Source organism: Photobacterium panuliri (genome assembly GCF_059920555.1).
On the sequence record NZ_CP197193.1, the window covers coordinates 813,744 to 830,118 of the forward strand.

Here is a 16,375-nt window from a genome sequence, read left to right on the forward strand (position 1 = left end):
TCCTTTTCTTCGTTGTTATTAACGTCTGTGGAACAATCACTTACCACGGAAATAGTTTTGCGGTACGAAAGGCATCTTCTCCACAACCATCGGCAGTTTCTTACCACGCACCTCCGCAAAGACCTCTGTACCGATAGAAGAAAAGTCACTCTGCACATAGGCCATTGCAACAGGCTGCCCCTTGGTTGGACCAAAGGTTCCGCTGGTCACCACGCCAATCTCATTATTGTCAGCATCGAACAAGCGGCTTCCTTCACGCACAGGCGCTTTCGATAACCCCAGCAAACCAACCCGCTTACGGGCAACATCCTTGGTTTTGATCTGATCCAAAATGACATCGGCACCGGGGAAGCCACCAGCTCGCTCGCCATCGGCACGGCGCGGCTTGCTGATCCCCCATAACAGGCTGGCCTCAACTGGTGTCGTCGTCGTATCAATATCATGGCCATACAAGCACAAGCCACATTCGAGCCGCAGTGAATCGCGCGCCCCCAAACCAATCCACTCTACCTCTTCCTGACTAAGCAACTGACGGGCAAGCCTCTCAGCATCTGCAGCCGGAACCGAAATCTCGTAGCCGTCCTCACCGGTATACCCCGAGCGACTCACTAGGCACTCCACGCCCAACAATTCAATGCCCGCAGCATCCATAAATACCATTTGCCCAACGGCGGGATTCAGTTTTGCCAGTACCTCAGCAGCCTTGGGCCCCTGCAAGGCCAGCAGAGCGCGATCCTCTATCACCTCAAGCGTAACATCATTAGGCAAGCTGGCCTGAATATGGGCGATATCCTGATCCTTGCAGGCGGCATTCACAACAACAAAGAGATGATCACCAAAGTTGGTCACCATCAGATCATCCAAGATCCCGCCTTGATCATTGGTGAAAAATGCATAGCGCTGCTTGCCTACAGGAAGGTCGATAATATCAACCGGAACCAATGCCTCCAGAGCCTTAGCCGCATTGGCACCGTGCAGCCTGAGCTGCCCCATGTGGGAAACATCGAATAACCCCGCCGCTTGGCGGCAGTGAATGTGCTCCTTGCGTACACCCAATGCATATTGCACGGGCATATCGTACCCGGCGAACGGGACCATTTTTGCCCCCATTTCAACATGAAGGGCATGAAGCGGTGTGAGCAGTAATTCTTGAGACGGGCTTTCATTTAAAGACAGTTCATTTACGGACATGCTTACGTTTCTCCATACACCGCCATTGCCCGGCCAGCACAGGTTGCACCAGCGGGTTAACGGTTCATTCCTCAACCTATTGTAATTACTATGTTAAACATGAATGACTGTAATAAACAAAGTTTCTTTTAGGGATTGCTGCCGATGATCACACATTCCCGACCCCGCCGAAAATCACAAAAATTTTACATTAAAGCCAAATATCGCGAGGCTTCGAGACCCTGTCAGACTGAGCGCGTATTACCTATTGTTAAAAATACCTCACCAAATAGCAGGCTGATAACAACCACCCAGTCCGCGAGGCAGACACGCACAAACCGGCAAGCACCTTCTGATAATCAGGCTCAAGATGCCGTCACCCAAAGTATCAACGCATCATGGACACTATTTGATATCAGCATATGGCCCATATTGGCGTCGTAGTAGACAGAATCCCCTTCCAGCAAAACAACCGGTTCGTAAAACTCCGAATAAAAGACAATCTCACCATCGAGCACCAGCAAAAACTCCTCACCGTCATGCCTGATCCAGTCAGGATAATCTTCAAGACTACGCGCCCTGACACGGGACTTAAACGGCATCATTTTTTTATTGGTCAACTGGGTGGCTAACAGTTCATGTTCATAGGTTGTGGTTGGGTGCGCCTTGCCCTGTCCTCGGCGGGTGATATCCCGCCGACCGGTTGCCGCAATTTGCTTTGGCGGCTCAAAAAGCTGTGGAATATCAACCTCTAACCCTAACGCTAACTTCTGCATCGCCTGAAAGGTTGGTGATATCTGCTCGTTTTCAATCTTTGACAGGGTGGAGCGCGCCAGACCGGTTCGCTTGCTGGCTTCCTCCAGTGTCAGGCCACTGGCAATCCGAATTTCCTTGAGCCTTTTCCCCAGCTGCAACGGTTCTATTTTGCTGTTTTTATCAGCATCCTGCGCTTTGACGACACTCATCGACGGATAAATATCAACTGGCTGTTCATCACTCATACCACCCATCCTTGGTTGTGCTTTGTACGGTCATACTGACATAGCCAAGAGGAAACCGTAATACCACCCCTGTGAAAACTATGACCAAATTAGCATATTTGAAATTTTATCTATAATCGGAAACAAGCCCACTTCTTCATCATATTTGTGAGGCATAGCCGCGACCACGATTAACGAAAGATTTACTATCAAACTCAACATCGACACCTTACCGCCCATGCCTTTGGCAACATTTGCAACAATAAAAACACACAGCAACAATTGTAATGTTTAACGAAAAGTTGCACGGATTTTAGAGTTACGGGTGACAAAAGGCAAACGTTTGCGTAAGCTTGGTGGCATTAAAGTACACATTGTTCCACTATTGGAAATTTTTGTGTGATGGGATATTTATAGAACCACATGTTAACCAGTTGTTGGGTTGAAAGCCGCCATACCCTACTGACTGCAAATGGTAACTGATTGACATTCTCATAAATTACACAAAGCACACATAGGCTATTTCACCGCTGCCAAAGCAAGATTGCCGGTGGCAAAACAACAAAATCTGCGAAAAGATTGCGCAAGGAGTTTTACATGGAAAATACACTGAAGTTCACTGATAGCCACGAGTGGGTTCGCGACAATGGTGACGGAACCATCACCATGGGGATTTCCGCCCACGCTCAAGGGCTACTTGGTGATGTTGTATTTGTTGATCTTCCAGAAGTGGGCGACGCTACCGAGGCTGGCGAATCATTCTCTTTAGTGGAATCGGTAAAGGCCGCCTCAGACATTTATGCCCCTGTCACCGGTGAAATTATCGAGATTAACGAAGAGTTGGAAGAGAGCCCAGAACTCGTTAACGAAGAACCTTACGAAGGCGGCTGGATTGCCCGCATCAAAGTGACCGATGCCGAAGAGCTCGGCAACCTGATCGGCGGCGAACAGTACCTAGCCTCTTTAGAAGAAGACTAAGCATACTTCCGGGTCATCGCGCCCGGAAGTTTTATCGCTCTCGCCTCCCCTTCGCTATTGCATCATGCTCTGTGCAATAGCGAGAACAGTTCAGGACAGAACCATGACCGATATGACATTTCTAAAAGCACTGTGTGATGACAAGGAATTTACCGCCCGTCACAACGGCCCGAACTCACAACAACAACAAACCATGCTCGAGGCTATTGGCGTTGCCAGCCTAGACAGGTTGATTGATGAAACCGTGCCTGCCTCGATCCGCCTTCAGGCCCCGATGCAGCTTGATCTGCCGCAAAGTGAAGCGGATATGCTCGCCTCGCTCAAAGCCATTGCCCAAAAAAATGTGATCAACCGTAGCTTTATCGGTCAGGGTTACTACAACACCTATACGCCCAATGTCATTCTTCGCAATGTGTTGGAAAATCCGGGCTGGTACACGGCCTACACCCCTTACCAACCTGAGATCTCGCAAGGCCGACTTGAGTCTCTGCTCAACTATCAGCAGGCGGTGATGGATCTGACCGGGATGGAGCTAGCCAACGCCTCATTGCTTGACGAGGCTACCGCCGCAGCCGAAGCTATGACCCTGTGCCAGCGTGCCAGCAAGAACAAGAGCAACGCATTTTTCCTCTCCGAGGATCTACACCCGCAAACCATCGATGTGGTACGCACCCGTGCCCACTTTATCGGAATCGAACTGATCACCGGAAAACTGGACGATATCGACAACCATGATGTATTCGGTGCTCTGGTTCAATACCCGGGAACGACCGGTAATATCACCGATCTCAGCGCCATTATCGAAAAAGCCCACGCAAAAAAAGCCCTTGTCGCCGTAGCATCTGACCTGCTGGCTCTTACCCTGCTCAAATCACCGGGGGAAATGGGGGCAGACGTCGTTATCGGTTCGGCCCAACGCTTTGGTGTGCCGATGGGATTTGGCGGCCCGCATGCCGGTTTCATGGCAACCAAAGACAAGCACAAGCGCACCATGCCCGGCCGAGTGATCGGTGTCTCCAAAGACAAACGGGGCAATCAGGCACTGCGCATGGCCATGCAAACCCGCGAACAGCATATTCGCCGCGAAAAAGCGACATCCAACATCTGTACCGCCCAGACGCTGCTGGCCAACATGGCTGCTTTCTATGCCCTGTACCACGGCCCTGAAGGTTTGCGCAAAATTGCCCGCCGGGTCCACCACCTCACCGCAATTTTGGCCGCTGGCCTGCGCAATTCAGGTATTGAGCTTGCCAACGACAGCTTCTTCGATACCCTGACCCTAAACACCGGCAAGAAAACCGCCGACTATTACCAGCAAGCCCTTGATGCCGGCATCAACCTGCGCAAGTTTGCCAACGGCAGCCAACTGGGGATCAGTATCGACGAAACCACCAAGATCGACGATATCGAAGATTTGCTGGCGATATTCGCCGGCCAGACACTCAAAGCCTCAATGTTCAGCGACGATATTGCCAGTGACGAGTTTGCCGCCATTCCGACTGACTGCCGCCGCACCAGTACATATCTCACCCATCCCGTATTTAGCCGTTACCACAGTGAAACGCAGATGATGCGTTACATGAAACAGCTTGAGAATAAGGACTACTCGCTCACCCACGGTATGATCCCACTGGGAAGCTGCACCATGAAGCTAAATGCGGCAGCCGAGATGATCCCAATTACTTGGCCTGAATTCGGAGCCCTGCACCCCTTCGCCCCGGCAGAGCAGGCTCTGGGCTATGCCGAACTGGCCGAGAAACTCTCAGCTATGCTGTGTGAAATTACCGGTTATGATGCCTTCTCGCTCCAGCCTAACTCGGGCGCCCAAGGCGAATACACTGGCCTTGTCGCCATCCAGCGTTACCATGAAGCCAACGGCGACGGCCACCGTAACGTCTGCCTGATCCCGAGCTCGGCCCACGGCACCAACCCCGCCTCGGCCGCGATGGTATCGATGAAAGTCGTGGTCGTAGGCTGTGATAATCAAGGCAATATTGATCTTGATGATCTCAAACTCAAAATCGACCAGCACCGCGACAACCTTTCGTGCATCATGATCACCTATCCGTCTACTCACGGTGTTTATGAGGAAACCGTGCAGCAGGTATGCGAACTGGTCCATCAGGCAGGTGGTCAAGTCTACCTTGACGGTGCCAACATGAACGCCCAAGTGGGATTGACCAACCCGGGCTTTATCGGCTCGGATGTCTCCCACCTCAACCTGCACAAGACCTTCTGTATTCCGCATGGCGGCGGTGGCCCGGGCATGGGGCCTATCGGGGTTAAATCACACCTTGCACCGTTTGTTCCGGGCCATGTTCAAAGCAGCACCGGAGAACAGCCACAATATGCCGTATCCGGTGCCGAACTTGGGTCGGCATCCATCTTGCCGATCTCTTACGCCTATATCGCGATGATGGGCAATGCTGGGCTAACCGAGGCAACCAAACTGGCCATCCTCAACGCCAACTATGTGATGGAGCGCCTACGCCCGCACTACCCCGTCCTTTACCGAGGCCGCAACGGGTGGATCGCCCACGAGTGCATCATCGATATTCGTCCTCTCAAGGAAGCCTCTGGCATTTCAGAGGAAGACGTCGCCAAGCGCTTGATGGACTACGGCTTCCATGCCCCAACCATGTCATTCCCGGTCGCAGGCACCTTGATGATTGAGCCAACCGAATCGGAAGATTTGGCCGAGCTTGACCGCTTCTGCGAGGCGATGATTGCCATCCGCCATGAAATCGCCCGCGTGCAGGACGGCGAGTGGGATCTAAAAGACAACCCGCTGGTTAACGCCCCGCATACTCAGGCTGATTTGATGGATGCAGAATGGAACCGCAGCTACAGCCGCGAACTGGCCTGCTACCCGTCATCCCATACCAAAGCCGCCAAATACTGGCCGAGCGTCAACCGTGTCGACAACGTCTTCGGCGATCGCAACTTGGTATGCTCATGCCCGGGGATTGAAAACTATATAGATGGGTGAGGTTTTTCGCCCAGCATTTTGAAACTCAAATAACGTAACTTAAATAGACAAACTTCGGTTTGTCTATTTTTTTGTAATCATCTGTCCCTTCAATTTGTACCTCTTCGATGACACAGCCAGACAACAAAAAAACATAAGCAATAATGATTTCATGCAACCAGTTGACTTAAAAGGATACTGATAAGAAAATCATGCGCAATTAAGCGTGTATTAGGCTGGGGAAAGCGAGCATGCTGTTTAATACACTGTTATGCGATTAGGCACAACTGGGAGATAGTTGTATGAAGTTAGTATGGTTGCATGGAGCGCCAGCAGCAGGAAAGTTAACGGTAGCTAAGGAGCTCGCTGAGCACTTTGGGTACAAGTTGTTTCACAACCATTTGACAGTCGATTTGAGTCTATCAATCTATGATGAGTTTGGTGATAAAGACTTTTTCGAATTCACGAACCAAATTCGTAGAACGACACTCGCGAAAGCCCAAGAAATAGGTGTGCCCCATCTAGTGATGACCTATATGACTTGCTATGAAAGTGACTCCGTGGAAATCAACAAATATCTAGAGTTCTTTGATGACAGCGGTATTGAAGTGTATCCAATTCACTTGAGCCCAAGTCATGACATAATTCGAAAGCGTTCTCAGTCTGAAGAGAGGGTCAACTCTTACAAGCTTTCATGCCCTCAAACGATGGACAAGTTGCTAACTGATATGAAGTTCATTGGTATTAAACACGAAAACACGATCTCAATCGACAACTCAAACTTGCCTGCACATCAGGTGGCTGAAAGAATTGTGGCTTATGTGGGATAGAATCGCATAACAATAAATTTAAGAGTGATTCACAACGCTTGGCGCCCTTACTTCAAGTCAGTTTAGTGGTTATGGCACAATGCGTTAGGTAAGGTGTTAGCGTTGTTCACACCTTAATTTGGCGTTAGCACTCTGGGCGGTAGTTTAACAAAAGGATTGTTATGAACTTTCAAGAAATGTCAGAGCAGGAAATATTAGATATTGCAAATCCTATCATGGACAATTTGATGGAAGCATCCACGAATATTGACCATGAGCGACACGTCCGAGACTTTAACAAGCGGATGCTCAAAATAGTTACCCGAGATTACCTCAATGAAGTCTGTGTAAAATATCAGGCTGAAAAGGGTTTCTTTGCAGATAGAGAGTTAGTTGCCGTGTTTAGGCGACCAGACTCAGCAGCAATAGTTTGGAAACAATATTACACGAAAGCACCCGGTGAACATGTAGCAGAGCTAGTTATAGTTTATGAGGATGGGCGGTTTTTGGTAGACCACGCAATGGTTTTCTAAAAGAGTGCTAACAAACGACTATGGCGTCAATAGCTAATTTCTGGCTATGTTTTCGTTCCACATGACGCCATCTCGAATCATCGAATTTAAGATCACAACCATTTTCCTTACACACGCAATAATGGCGACTTTTTTCGGTTTTCCTGCATCTAAAAGTCGCTGGTAAGTAGCTTTAAAAACAGGGTTACACTGTATCGCAGACATCATAGCCATGTAGAGCACGGTGCGTACTTGTGCTCGTCCCCCCCGCTCGACAAGCCCTTTACACCAGAGGCTGAGGCGATCGGTCTTATTGCCGATATTGGTAATGGCGGCACGAGCACCGTGAACCACAGCAAGGGGATGAGGTCGAAATGCAGGTGTACTTCCACTAAGCACTAACGACTGAGCAACGAAAATCCACTCATAACAAAACTGGGCATGACACTGCCCGGCTTTTTATTTCCAATAAAATCAATTACCTACCAAGCTCAACTATTGAAAGCCTACGATGACGTAAAACCATTCACTGTATGTATAAACAGTTATAATGAAGTCGCTAAAAATGGCCAGCATTGACCTGCTAATAAAGAGACCAAAAATGCTCGCTTTTCCCACAATAGATAGAGATAACGCATTGATATAAAATTGAATTAATACTTCCACTTGGTATTAACGAGGTCTCATTAATACCGAATGCTTACTTTATCCAAGCGAAAAACAGCCATTAAGCAACGATGATTTTATGCAACCTATTGACTTAAAAGGATACTGATAAGAAAATCATGCGCAATTAAGCGTGTATTAGGCAGGGGAAAGCGAGCATGCTGTTTAATACACTGTTAGGAATATAGAAGTTTTGTACGTATTGGTAGTTACTACCAAGTTGAACCAAAAAGGAAAGTAGTATGGATCCAATGGATAAAATCTGTGATGGTTGTGAACAGATGATGTGTAATTGCACTTGTTCTTACTGTGAGGATTGTGAAGAAAAAGAGAATGACTGCACGTGTCCGCATTGTGAGTTTTGTGAAGAGAAAGAGGAACAATGCACATGTACACGTTGTAATAAGTGTGAAGAAAAAGAGGATGAATGTAGTTGCGATATTTGCGATGAATGTTCTGAAAAAGAATTTGAGTGTACGTGTGAGTAAAAATTCCTAACAAACGACTATGGCGTCAATAGCTAATTTCTGGCTATGTTTTCGTTCCACATGACGCCATCTCGAAGCATCGAATTTAAGATCACAACCATCTTCCTTACACACGCAATAATGGCGACTTTTTTCGGTTTCCCAGCATCTAAAAGTCGCTGGTAAGTAGCTTTAAAAACAGGGTTACACTGCATCGCAGACATCATAGCCATGTAGAGCACGGTGCGTACTTGTGCTCGTCCCCCCTGAATGACTCGCTTGCCTTTATAGCGTCCACTTTCTCGATTGATGGGGGCAACGCCAATGAGTGCAGCGGCTTGTTTGTTGGTAATAAACCCAAGCTCAGGAACGTTGCTAATGATGGATGCAGCTGCGACTTTTCCGATGCCGGGAACGCTCTGCAGAAGACGATTTTTGTTTTGATACTCAGGGCATGATTCAATAAGAAATAGGATTTTTTGCTCAGTTTTTTCTATCTGATTTTTAAAGGTCGTGAGCACAGGTTTGATGGTGCTCACAAGATGTTTGGGAAGTGATTGTAATCGGTTTTTCTCCATGGTTTGCATGGTCAGCAGTTGATGACGGCGAGCGACTAAATCACTCATTAAACGCATATTTTCAGGTTTCAGTTGCGTCAGATTAGGTTGAATGGCCTCGCTATAGTGAGCAATGAGTCTAGCATCTAATTTGTCTGTTTTAGCTCGCTGACCAATGGCTCCGGCGAACCGTTTTATATGTATGGGGTTAGCAATAACAAAGGGAAGTTTTGCTTCTGAACAAGCAATGATGAACGGCATTTCAAGACGTCCAGTTGCTTCGACTACAACGCGCTGTGGGACATATTGTTTGATTGTTTTGATGGCCTCTTTGATACCTTTCTCGTCGTTGTTAACAGTAAAAAAGATATCAAGTGGGCGAATGAAAATGTCTAGTTGTGACTTACCTGTATCAACACCGACATGAATGTTTTGATGTGTGCTTGTATTCATAATAAGCTAACTCTTGCTTGCGAAATGCGGGTTCGAGACCCAGTCGACTATTCGAGGTTGATGCTTGGAGTCCTATGCGGCGTTCATGTTTGTTATCGGTCTCTCGATAGAGGAGCCAGCGTTCAAACGAACTGCCGCATAAGAAGCTTTAGTTGCAGCTAAAGCTTGGGTCTCACATTACCCAAATGACAAGCTTATTATCCATACAAACGCTTCAAGACGGATTCGTAAACGCGTGCCATTTTCGCTTCGCTTAAATGATGGCACACGTTTACTCACCACTTAAGCGGGCGTTAACTGCTTGGAGGAATAATGAGATTAGAGCTTCCGGATTTTTTAATTGAAGTGATGGGCTCTCGTATGTACCAAATTGAAGTTGGTAGCTTTTCGCTCAAACAGAAGTCTGACTCTTATGGCAATCATCTAGAGACAGAGTTAGGTCAATTATGTTCATCTAAAGATGAGGTTCTGCGTTGTACTGAAGCTCTAAAAAGTGATTTTGTACCTGATGGTTATTATGGCAGCTCTGAGTTAAGTGGTTATCCTGGTGAGATTCGCGACATTACAGACTTTTCTAAGATAGTCTGTTTTGGCTATTCATCTGATGGCGCACCTTTTTGTTTAGATTTTCGCGACGGTTGTGAACCATCCATAATTTGGTGGGACGACGTCTATTGGCGGCGTATTTCTCCAAATTTTAAGTGTTTTATAGAGCTCTTTAAGGTACGCAGTTAACAATCTGTTTAAGAGTGATTCGCAACGCGTGGCATTTTTACTATGCGTTGAGTTTAGTGTTTAAGGTGGTTGCAGAAGCATCGGTATTGCGCTGCTCACACCTTAACAGGGCTACATGGACTCCCCCGGTTGTCAACAACAGCTGCCGAGAAGATAAGGTTTGGGACTGCCGCTCTACATTCGGTCTGTTTATTGGCTTATTTGCCATGACCCTGATGACACTACGCGGTTGCGGTTCCTCATTCGTTAGAAGGCATCTGACGTGCCCGCCGCATTATCAGGTTTTCCCGCAAGTGGTCTTAACCCTATTTCATCATTGGCTATTGCATTGACCCGGTGAAGGTGTGTTGCTCTTATGCTTGGTGATTAAACAGCGACTTGGTATTCCGTATCGTTGCGCAGTAGCGACCAGATAATACGGGCGTTCTTGGCCGCGAGTGCCACAATCGCCCGTTTTAGCCCCCGCCTCTCGACAAGCCCTTTGCACCAGAGGCTGAGGCGATCGGTCTTATTGCCGATATTGGTAATGGCGGCCCGAGCACCATGAACCACAGCAAGGGGATGATGTCGAAATGCAGGTGTACTACCACTAAGCACTAACGACTGAGCAACGAAAATCCACTCATAACAAAGCTTGGCATGACACTGTCCGGCTTTCTATTTCGAAAAAAATCAATCCTCTACCCTACTCCACCTCTTGAAAAGCCTAGCAATAACCCGCTAAAAATGACCAGCTAATAACGAGACCCCAAATGCTCGCTTTACCCAAGCGAAAACAGCCATTAAGCAACGATAATTTTATGCAAGTTATTGACTTAAAAGGATACTGATAAGAAAATCATGCGCAATTAAGCGTGTATTAGGCTGGGGGAAAGCGAGCATCCTGTTTAATACACTGTTATGTGCAGTTCAATGATAAGAGGCTCTACACTTGAATTATGAATTTCCAGATGAGTTAGATTTTTTTGAAAGAGGCTTTGGCTGCTCTGAAGAGTACAGTCATGATGAGGGCCTATTCTCATTTATCATGCAATACGATAATGGAGATAGCTTAATCTTTACTCATTCACCATTTTATAACTGTTCCGTAAGCGTAAAATTGGTACAGGATAACGTGGTTGTTTTTAATGTATTTAAAGAAAATGTTTCTTCAATCGCTTTCCAAACATGGGGTTCAGAAAAAGTTTTAAGAGTTTATTTCTCTAAAGACGCAGAGAATAATGACTTTCTTGTGTATTTTAGCCCAAAACCAAGGCTACGTTACTCTGAGTTTTGAGCTTGCACATAACACATATGAGCCTTTGGGGTGTCAAGGGGTAAAGCAAACCCTCTTGGCTTCGTAGCAGCCAATATTATCGAACAACAAAGCTGTCTACTTCGCTCTGTCGATTATCGTCGCTTACGACAAACACATATTAAGGGTCTCTTACTGCGGTCTCTCCGCTACCTGCTAGTTTCACGCAGGGCCAGACTGGGCGTCCCCCTAGCCATACATCGATTAACCCGACCAGGCTCTATTCAAAGAGAATAGCAAGCTGTAAGTTGGCAAAGAACGTGAGTACATTTCCTCGAGATATTGTTTTGAGGATCAGGGTGTTGCCATTGGCATCCTCACCATGGATACTGAAAGGATGTTTGGCTAAATCAATGCCATAGATAGAAGGTGACATGGTGGCCTCCGAACGTTTTCTTACTCAGACTCACCAAGTGTGGCAAAGTCTGGATGAGGGGGAGTCCATGTCATTCGTTATGCAAATATAAGCGCAGAGGTAATTATATGGATTTATATGGAGTAGAAACTCGAATAGTCGTAAATAATAATAAGAAAAAGTTTAAAAAGTTAAAGCCCGTTTTTGACGAGTGGTTGAAGCTAAACCGTGACTATATTGAACTTACAGAAAGTAATGACAACCTCTATTGGTATAACGAACGCTCTAATATTAGCGCTATTGCTGGAGCTGTATGGCGGAGAGGTGGGTTCGCTCAAGAAGAGTTTTCTTCTGAGAAGGGCCCAGAGTCCGAGAGAAAAATGGGCAGGATAGATCTGTATTTCCATTTTCAAGGGCAAGATGTACTCTGTGAAGCCAAGCACTTGTTTCTGTACTTACCCGAAAATAATAGGAAGTGTCTAAAAACAAAGATCGAGAGTAACCTTAATTTAGCTTTCGATGACTTGGAAACTACGACTGCTGCCACTGGTTACGAAGACATCGGATTGGCCCTATCTTTTGTTGTACCTTATTTTGTTGATGGGAATGAGATAGATGAAACTGAATCTGAATTAGATGAAACTCTTAAAAGTTTAGACTGTTCATTTTATATTTCTTTTAAAACAACAATGAAAGATATAGTGAATGAAAATAATGGTGTCTATAACTCAGTAATTCTTGTGGGAAAATTCGCCTAACACATATGAGCCTTTGGGGTGTCAAGGGGTAAAGCAGTCCCCCTTGGCTGCGTAGCAGCCAATATAATCGAACAACAAAGCTGTCTACTTCGCTCTGTCGATTATCGTCGCTTACGACAAACACATATTGAGGGTCTCTTACTGCGGTCTCACCGCTGCCTGCTAGTTTTACGCAGGGCCACTAGACATTCATCAGTTAACCCGAGCAGGCACTATTCAAAGAGAATGGCTGCTTCCGCGCCAGTTAGTTTCAGGCTCGGCTCAGGTGTAAGCAACTTTGTTGTTCGTATTGATGCGCAACAATGGGATGGCTAATCAAAGCAAAGGGGCTTGAACAACCAATGCACAGCAGATCCAGTGAAGGCTGAGATGCCTAGTAGAATGGATTCAGCAGCGTGCTAACTATCAGCACCAGTTAGACTAACAGCTCATCCCATTGTGCGACTTATTCGGGTAAAAATCGTCGGTCATCAAACACAGTTTTGTTCCTCAGCATGAAGTAGACGCAACGACCCAGTTTATGTGCCAGTACCGAGAGTGCTTTTGCTTTACTCATACGTTTCTGCAGGCTGTTTAGATACCGACGTGCTTTGTCGTTCCCTCGAAGATAAAGAACAGCGGCTTCTGAGAATGCCCATTTAAGATGTGCGTTACCGATTTTATTACCGCTGGTGCCATAGGTTTTACCTGCTGACTGGGCCTTGCATTTCACGAGTCGTGCATATGAGGCGAATTGTTGTACGGTTGGGAAACGCTCGATATGGCCGATTTCATACAGAATGGTTAGCGCAAGAATGCGACCGATACCAGGTACGGTCTGTAAAAGGTGGTAATCCTGTGCGTTGTGCTGTTTCGCGTTCATCTCGATAAAGTGTTCGAGGCTTGCAAGCTCCTTGGTGTAGAAGGCAATGATGTTAAGATCTAAGTCGATATTTCTATTGACTGATGCTTGATCAAAGCGTTGACGAACTTCATCTCTTGCATAAGGGTAACGAAGTTGCAGGTTAGGTGATGGTTGGTTGTACTGGGTAAAAGTGTTTGATACATGGGCTTTGAGGTCGGCACCATGTCTGACGATTTTAGATCGGCGCCGAAGTAAGTCGCGTGTTGCACGCATCGCTTTGGGATAGACATAAGCGATGGGAAAATTACCGCCCCTTAACAAGGCGGCAATTTTATAAGCGTCTATACGGTCGTTTTTTGTTTTTCCACCGTGTATGGCTTTCATATAGAGCGCATGCCCAAGAACAAAATCAACCGCGTAGTCCAGACAGAGATCGCTAACCCAGTACCAGCAGTGCATGCATTCAACACCAACAACTATTCGGTCTTGGTATGGCTGCAGGATATCGAGCAATTCATCTGGGTCAGCGTTAATTTTTTTATGCAGTACCTTATTGCCGGTGGAATCGAGGATACAGACATAAAGAATGCGAGCATGAAGATCAATGCCACAGTAAAAGTCATGCTGTTGGTTATAAAATCTCATAGAGTCTTCTCCGGTTTGGTTTGTCGCCTACCAGCATAGTCAGAGATGGCTATGCTGGCGGAGAGGGCTCAATGAGTATCAATAAATTTAAGAGTGATTCACAACGCTTGGCGCTTTCACTTCAAGCCAGTTTAGTGTTTATGGCACAATGCTTTAGGTAAGGTGTTAGCGTTGTTCATACCTTAATTTGGCCACATGGACTCCCCCAGTTGTCAACAACAGCTGCCGATAAGATAAGGTTTGGGACTGCCGCTCTACATTCGGTCTGTTTATTGGCTTATTTGCCATGAACCCTGATGACACTACGCGGTTGCGGTTCCTCATTCGTTAGAAGGCATCTGACGTGCCCGTCGCATTATCAGGTTTTCCCGCAAGTGGTCTTAACCCTATTTCATCATTGGCTATTGCATTGACCCGGTAAAGGTGTATTGCTCTTACGCTTGGTGATTAAACAGCGACTTGGTATTCCGTATCATTGCGCAGTAGCGACCAGATAATACGGGCGTTCTTGGCCGCGAGTGCCACAATCGCCCGTTTTAGGCCCCGCCTCTCGACAAGCCCTTTGCACCAGAGGCTGAGGCGATCGGTCTTGTTGCCGATATTGGTAATGGCGGCACGAGCACCGTGAACCAGTAACGTTCTTAGGTACTTATCGCCTTTTTTGGTGATCCGCCCGAGCCTCGGTTTACCGCCGGTGGAATACTGGGTAGGCACTAACCCAAGCCAAGCGGCAAAGTCACGGCCTTTGTCGAACTGCTAGCCCTTGCCGATGCTGGCGATAACGGCCGTCGCCGTGATTGGTCCAACACCTGCAATCTTCATGATTTTTTGTGCATTGTTGCTGTGGTTTACCAACATATCAAAGCAGTGTTCTTAGTCAGCAATGCGTTGGTTGATAGAGAGCAGGTGATCATAGCAGTCGGCTAAGATTGCACGGGCTAAATCCGGTAGTTGATTCTCGGCGTCTTCCAGTACGTGTCCGATATTTGCTTGCAGTGCATGGCGGCCTTTGGGGGCGATGATACCGAACTCAGCCATGACAGCCCGAATCTGGTTAAGGAGTGCTGTGCGTTCATGAACCCAGTTGTCGCGGGCTCGGTGGAGCATCAATATGGATTGTTGCTCGGCGGATTTGATTTTAACGAAGCGCGTTGAAGGACGGGTGACAGCCACACAAATGGCAACTGCATCATTGAGGTCGTTCTTGGCACCCGTCCTGAAAGGCGCCACATATTTAGAGGCCATGATTTTGGCGGTATGGCCGAGCTTGGTTAATTCCCGCGCCCAGTAATGGGAACTACCACAGGCTTCCATTCCGACAATGGCAGGCGGCAAGTTGGCAAAGAAAGTGAGTACCTTTGCTCGAGATATTGTTTTGTGAATCAGGGTGTTGCCTTTGCTATCCTCACCGTGGATACTGAAGGAATGTTTGGCTAAATCAATGCCATAAATAGAAAGTGTCATGGTGGCCTCCGAACGTTTTCTTACTCAGACTCACCAAGTGTGGCAGAGTCTTGATGAGGGGGAGTCCATGTCATTCGTTATGCGTCAGGAGGAAGAGTTGGATAATCAGTTTAAAGATTTAGCAAAGGAACATCCGGAAGCCGGTAGCAAACTAGGAATTGCACTCTCTACCTTAAGTCAGGTTCCTATTAATGGTATGAGAGTCGCTCCCGAAAATGGTACTAATGGTTGGTATATCTGGTGCGGTGAAGAGTTATCTTCAAACGCAGACTTCTTTGACCCGCTACATGTTGAGCATATAGTTAAATACCTACCTCAAGTGCAAGCTTATCTTGGTTTGCCTCCTGGCTACCGTTTCCTAATAGATAACAATGGCTACGAAGATATCTGGTATGACAGCAGCTTGTTGGAAGGAAACGCATAACAAACGACTATGGCGTCAATAGCTAATTTCTGGCTATGTTTTCGTTCCACATGACGCCATCTCGAAGCATCGAATTTAAGATCACAACCATTTTCCTTACACACGCAATAATGGCGACTTTTTTCGGTTTTCCTGCATTTAAAAGTCGCCGGTAAATAGCTTTAAAAACAGGGTTACACTGCATCGCAGACATCATAGCCATGTAGAGCACAGTACATACCTGTGCTCGTCCCCCCGCTCGACAAGCCCTTTGCACCAGAGGCTGAGGCGATCGGTCTTATTGCCGATATTGGTAA

13 protein-coding genes and 4 pseudogenes are annotated in these 16,375 nt (G+C 46.9%); 8 read left to right on the plus strand and 9 right to left on the minus strand.

The window, feature by feature from the left end; translation table 11 throughout:
- Positions 1-36: 36 nt before the first annotated feature.
- Positions 37-1,191 (minus strand): glycine cleavage system aminomethyltransferase GcvT, encoded by a 1,155-nt coding sequence (gcvT, locus tag ACSF8X_RS19945; RefSeq protein WP_500851211.1) that lies wholly within the window; start codon positions 1,189-1,191, stop codon positions 37-39.
- A 344-nt stretch (positions 1,192-1,535) separates the two neighbouring features.
- A complete protein-coding gene (locus tag ACSF8X_RS19950) occupies positions 1,536-2,171 on the minus strand; it encodes a helix-turn-helix domain-containing protein (protein WP_047880691.1) in 636 nt (211 codons plus the stop codon).
- Between the two features lie 576 nt (positions 2,172-2,747).
- Here ACSF8X_RS19950 and gcvH point away from each other — a divergent pair.
- From gcvH to ACSF8X_RS19970, 4 genes are all read left to right on the plus strand, one after another.
- The gene (gene gcvH, locus ACSF8X_RS19955; protein WP_047880692.1) at positions 2,748-3,128 is read left to right on the plus strand and encodes a glycine cleavage system protein GcvH; all 381 of its coding nucleotides are present in this window, start codon (positions 2,748-2,750) and stop codon (positions 3,126-3,128) included.
- A gap of 103 nt (positions 3,129-3,231) precedes the next feature.
- Positions 3,232-6,117, plus strand: coding sequence for an aminomethyl-transferring glycine dehydrogenase (gene gcvP / locus ACSF8X_RS19960; protein WP_500851212.1), 2,886 nt, complete (start codon positions 3,232-3,234; stop codon positions 6,115-6,117).
- Positions 6,118-6,398: 281 nt separating this feature from the next.
- Complete coding sequence (locus tag ACSF8X_RS19965) at positions 6,399-6,926, plus strand: ATP-binding protein (RefSeq protein ID WP_500851213.1); 528 nt, start codon at positions 6,399-6,401, stop codon at positions 6,924-6,926.
- 161 nt (positions 6,927-7,087) lie between these two features.
- Complete coding sequence (locus ACSF8X_RS19970; protein ID WP_038969909.1) at positions 7,088-7,438, plus strand: hypothetical protein; 351 nt, start codon at positions 7,088-7,090, stop codon at positions 7,436-7,438.
- Positions 7,439-7,471: 33 nt separating this feature from the next.
- Here the strand turns inward: ACSF8X_RS19970 and ACSF8X_RS19975 are convergent.
- Both ACSF8X_RS19975 and ACSF8X_RS19980 read right to left on the minus strand, forming a co-directional pair.
- Positions 7,472-7,687: pseudogene (locus tag ACSF8X_RS19975) on the minus strand (transposase); the annotation flags it as partial.
- A 916-nt stretch (positions 7,688-8,603) separates the two neighbouring features.
- Positions 8,604-9,560 carry an IS110 family RNA-guided transposase gene (locus tag ACSF8X_RS19980; protein ID WP_500851214.1) on the minus strand — a complete coding sequence of 319 codons (957 nt, stop codon included), beginning with the start codon at positions 9,558-9,560 and terminating at the stop codon, positions 8,604-8,606.
- A 312-nt stretch (positions 9,561-9,872) separates the two neighbouring features.
- On the opposite strand from ACSF8X_RS19980, the gene ACSF8X_RS19985 reads away from it, so the two are divergent.
- A complete protein-coding gene (locus ACSF8X_RS19985) occupies positions 9,873-10,295 on the plus strand; it encodes an SMI1/KNR4 family protein (protein WP_025507157.1) in 423 nt (140 codons plus the stop codon).
- Positions 10,296-10,661: 366 nt separating this feature from the next.
- Here ACSF8X_RS19985 and ACSF8X_RS19990 read toward each other — a convergent pair.
- Positions 10,662-10,847: pseudogene (locus tag ACSF8X_RS19990) on the minus strand (IS110 family transposase); the annotation flags it as partial.
- 379 nt (positions 10,848-11,226) lie between these two features.
- Between ACSF8X_RS19990 and ACSF8X_RS19995 the strand changes: the two are divergent.
- The gene (locus ACSF8X_RS19995) at positions 11,227-11,571 is read left to right on the plus strand and encodes a hypothetical protein (RefSeq protein WP_500851215.1); all 345 of its coding nucleotides are present in this window, start codon (positions 11,227-11,229) and stop codon (positions 11,569-11,571) included.
- A gap of 238 nt (positions 11,572-11,809) precedes the next feature.
- On the opposite strand, the gene ACSF8X_RS20000 is transcribed toward ACSF8X_RS19995, so the two are convergent.
- Positions 11,810-11,965 (minus strand): hypothetical protein, encoded by a 156-nt coding sequence (locus ACSF8X_RS20000; protein ID WP_500851216.1) that lies wholly within the window; start codon positions 11,963-11,965, stop codon positions 11,810-11,812.
- A 107-nt stretch (positions 11,966-12,072) separates the two neighbouring features.
- On the opposite strand from ACSF8X_RS20000, the gene ACSF8X_RS20005 reads away from it, so the two are divergent.
- A complete protein-coding gene (locus ACSF8X_RS20005; RefSeq protein WP_500851217.1) occupies positions 12,073-12,702 on the plus strand; it encodes a hypothetical protein in 630 nt (209 codons plus the stop codon).
- 445 nt (positions 12,703-13,147) lie between these two features.
- On the opposite strand, the gene ACSF8X_RS20010 is transcribed toward ACSF8X_RS20005, so the two are convergent.
- Positions 13,148-14,191: an IS110 family RNA-guided transposase gene (locus ACSF8X_RS20010; protein ID WP_500849947.1), complete on the minus strand. Its 1,044-nt coding sequence runs from the start codon at positions 14,189-14,191 to the stop codon at positions 13,148-13,150.
- Positions 14,192-14,638: 447 nt separating this feature from the next.
- Positions 14,639-15,655: pseudogene (locus ACSF8X_RS20015) on the minus strand (IS110 family RNA-guided transposase).
- A 67-nt stretch (positions 15,656-15,722) separates the two neighbouring features.
- Between ACSF8X_RS20015 and ACSF8X_RS20020 the strand changes: the two are divergent.
- Positions 15,723-16,079 (plus strand): immunity protein Imm33 domain-containing protein, encoded by a 357-nt coding sequence (locus ACSF8X_RS20020; protein ID WP_500851218.1) that lies wholly within the window; start codon positions 15,723-15,725, stop codon positions 16,077-16,079.
- Between the two features lie 22 nt (positions 16,080-16,101).
- Here the strand turns inward: ACSF8X_RS20020 and ACSF8X_RS20025 are convergent.
- A pseudogene (locus ACSF8X_RS20025) lies at positions 16,102-16,314 on the minus strand (IS110 family transposase); the annotation flags it as partial.
- Between the last annotated feature and the right edge of the window lie 61 nt (positions 16,315-16,375).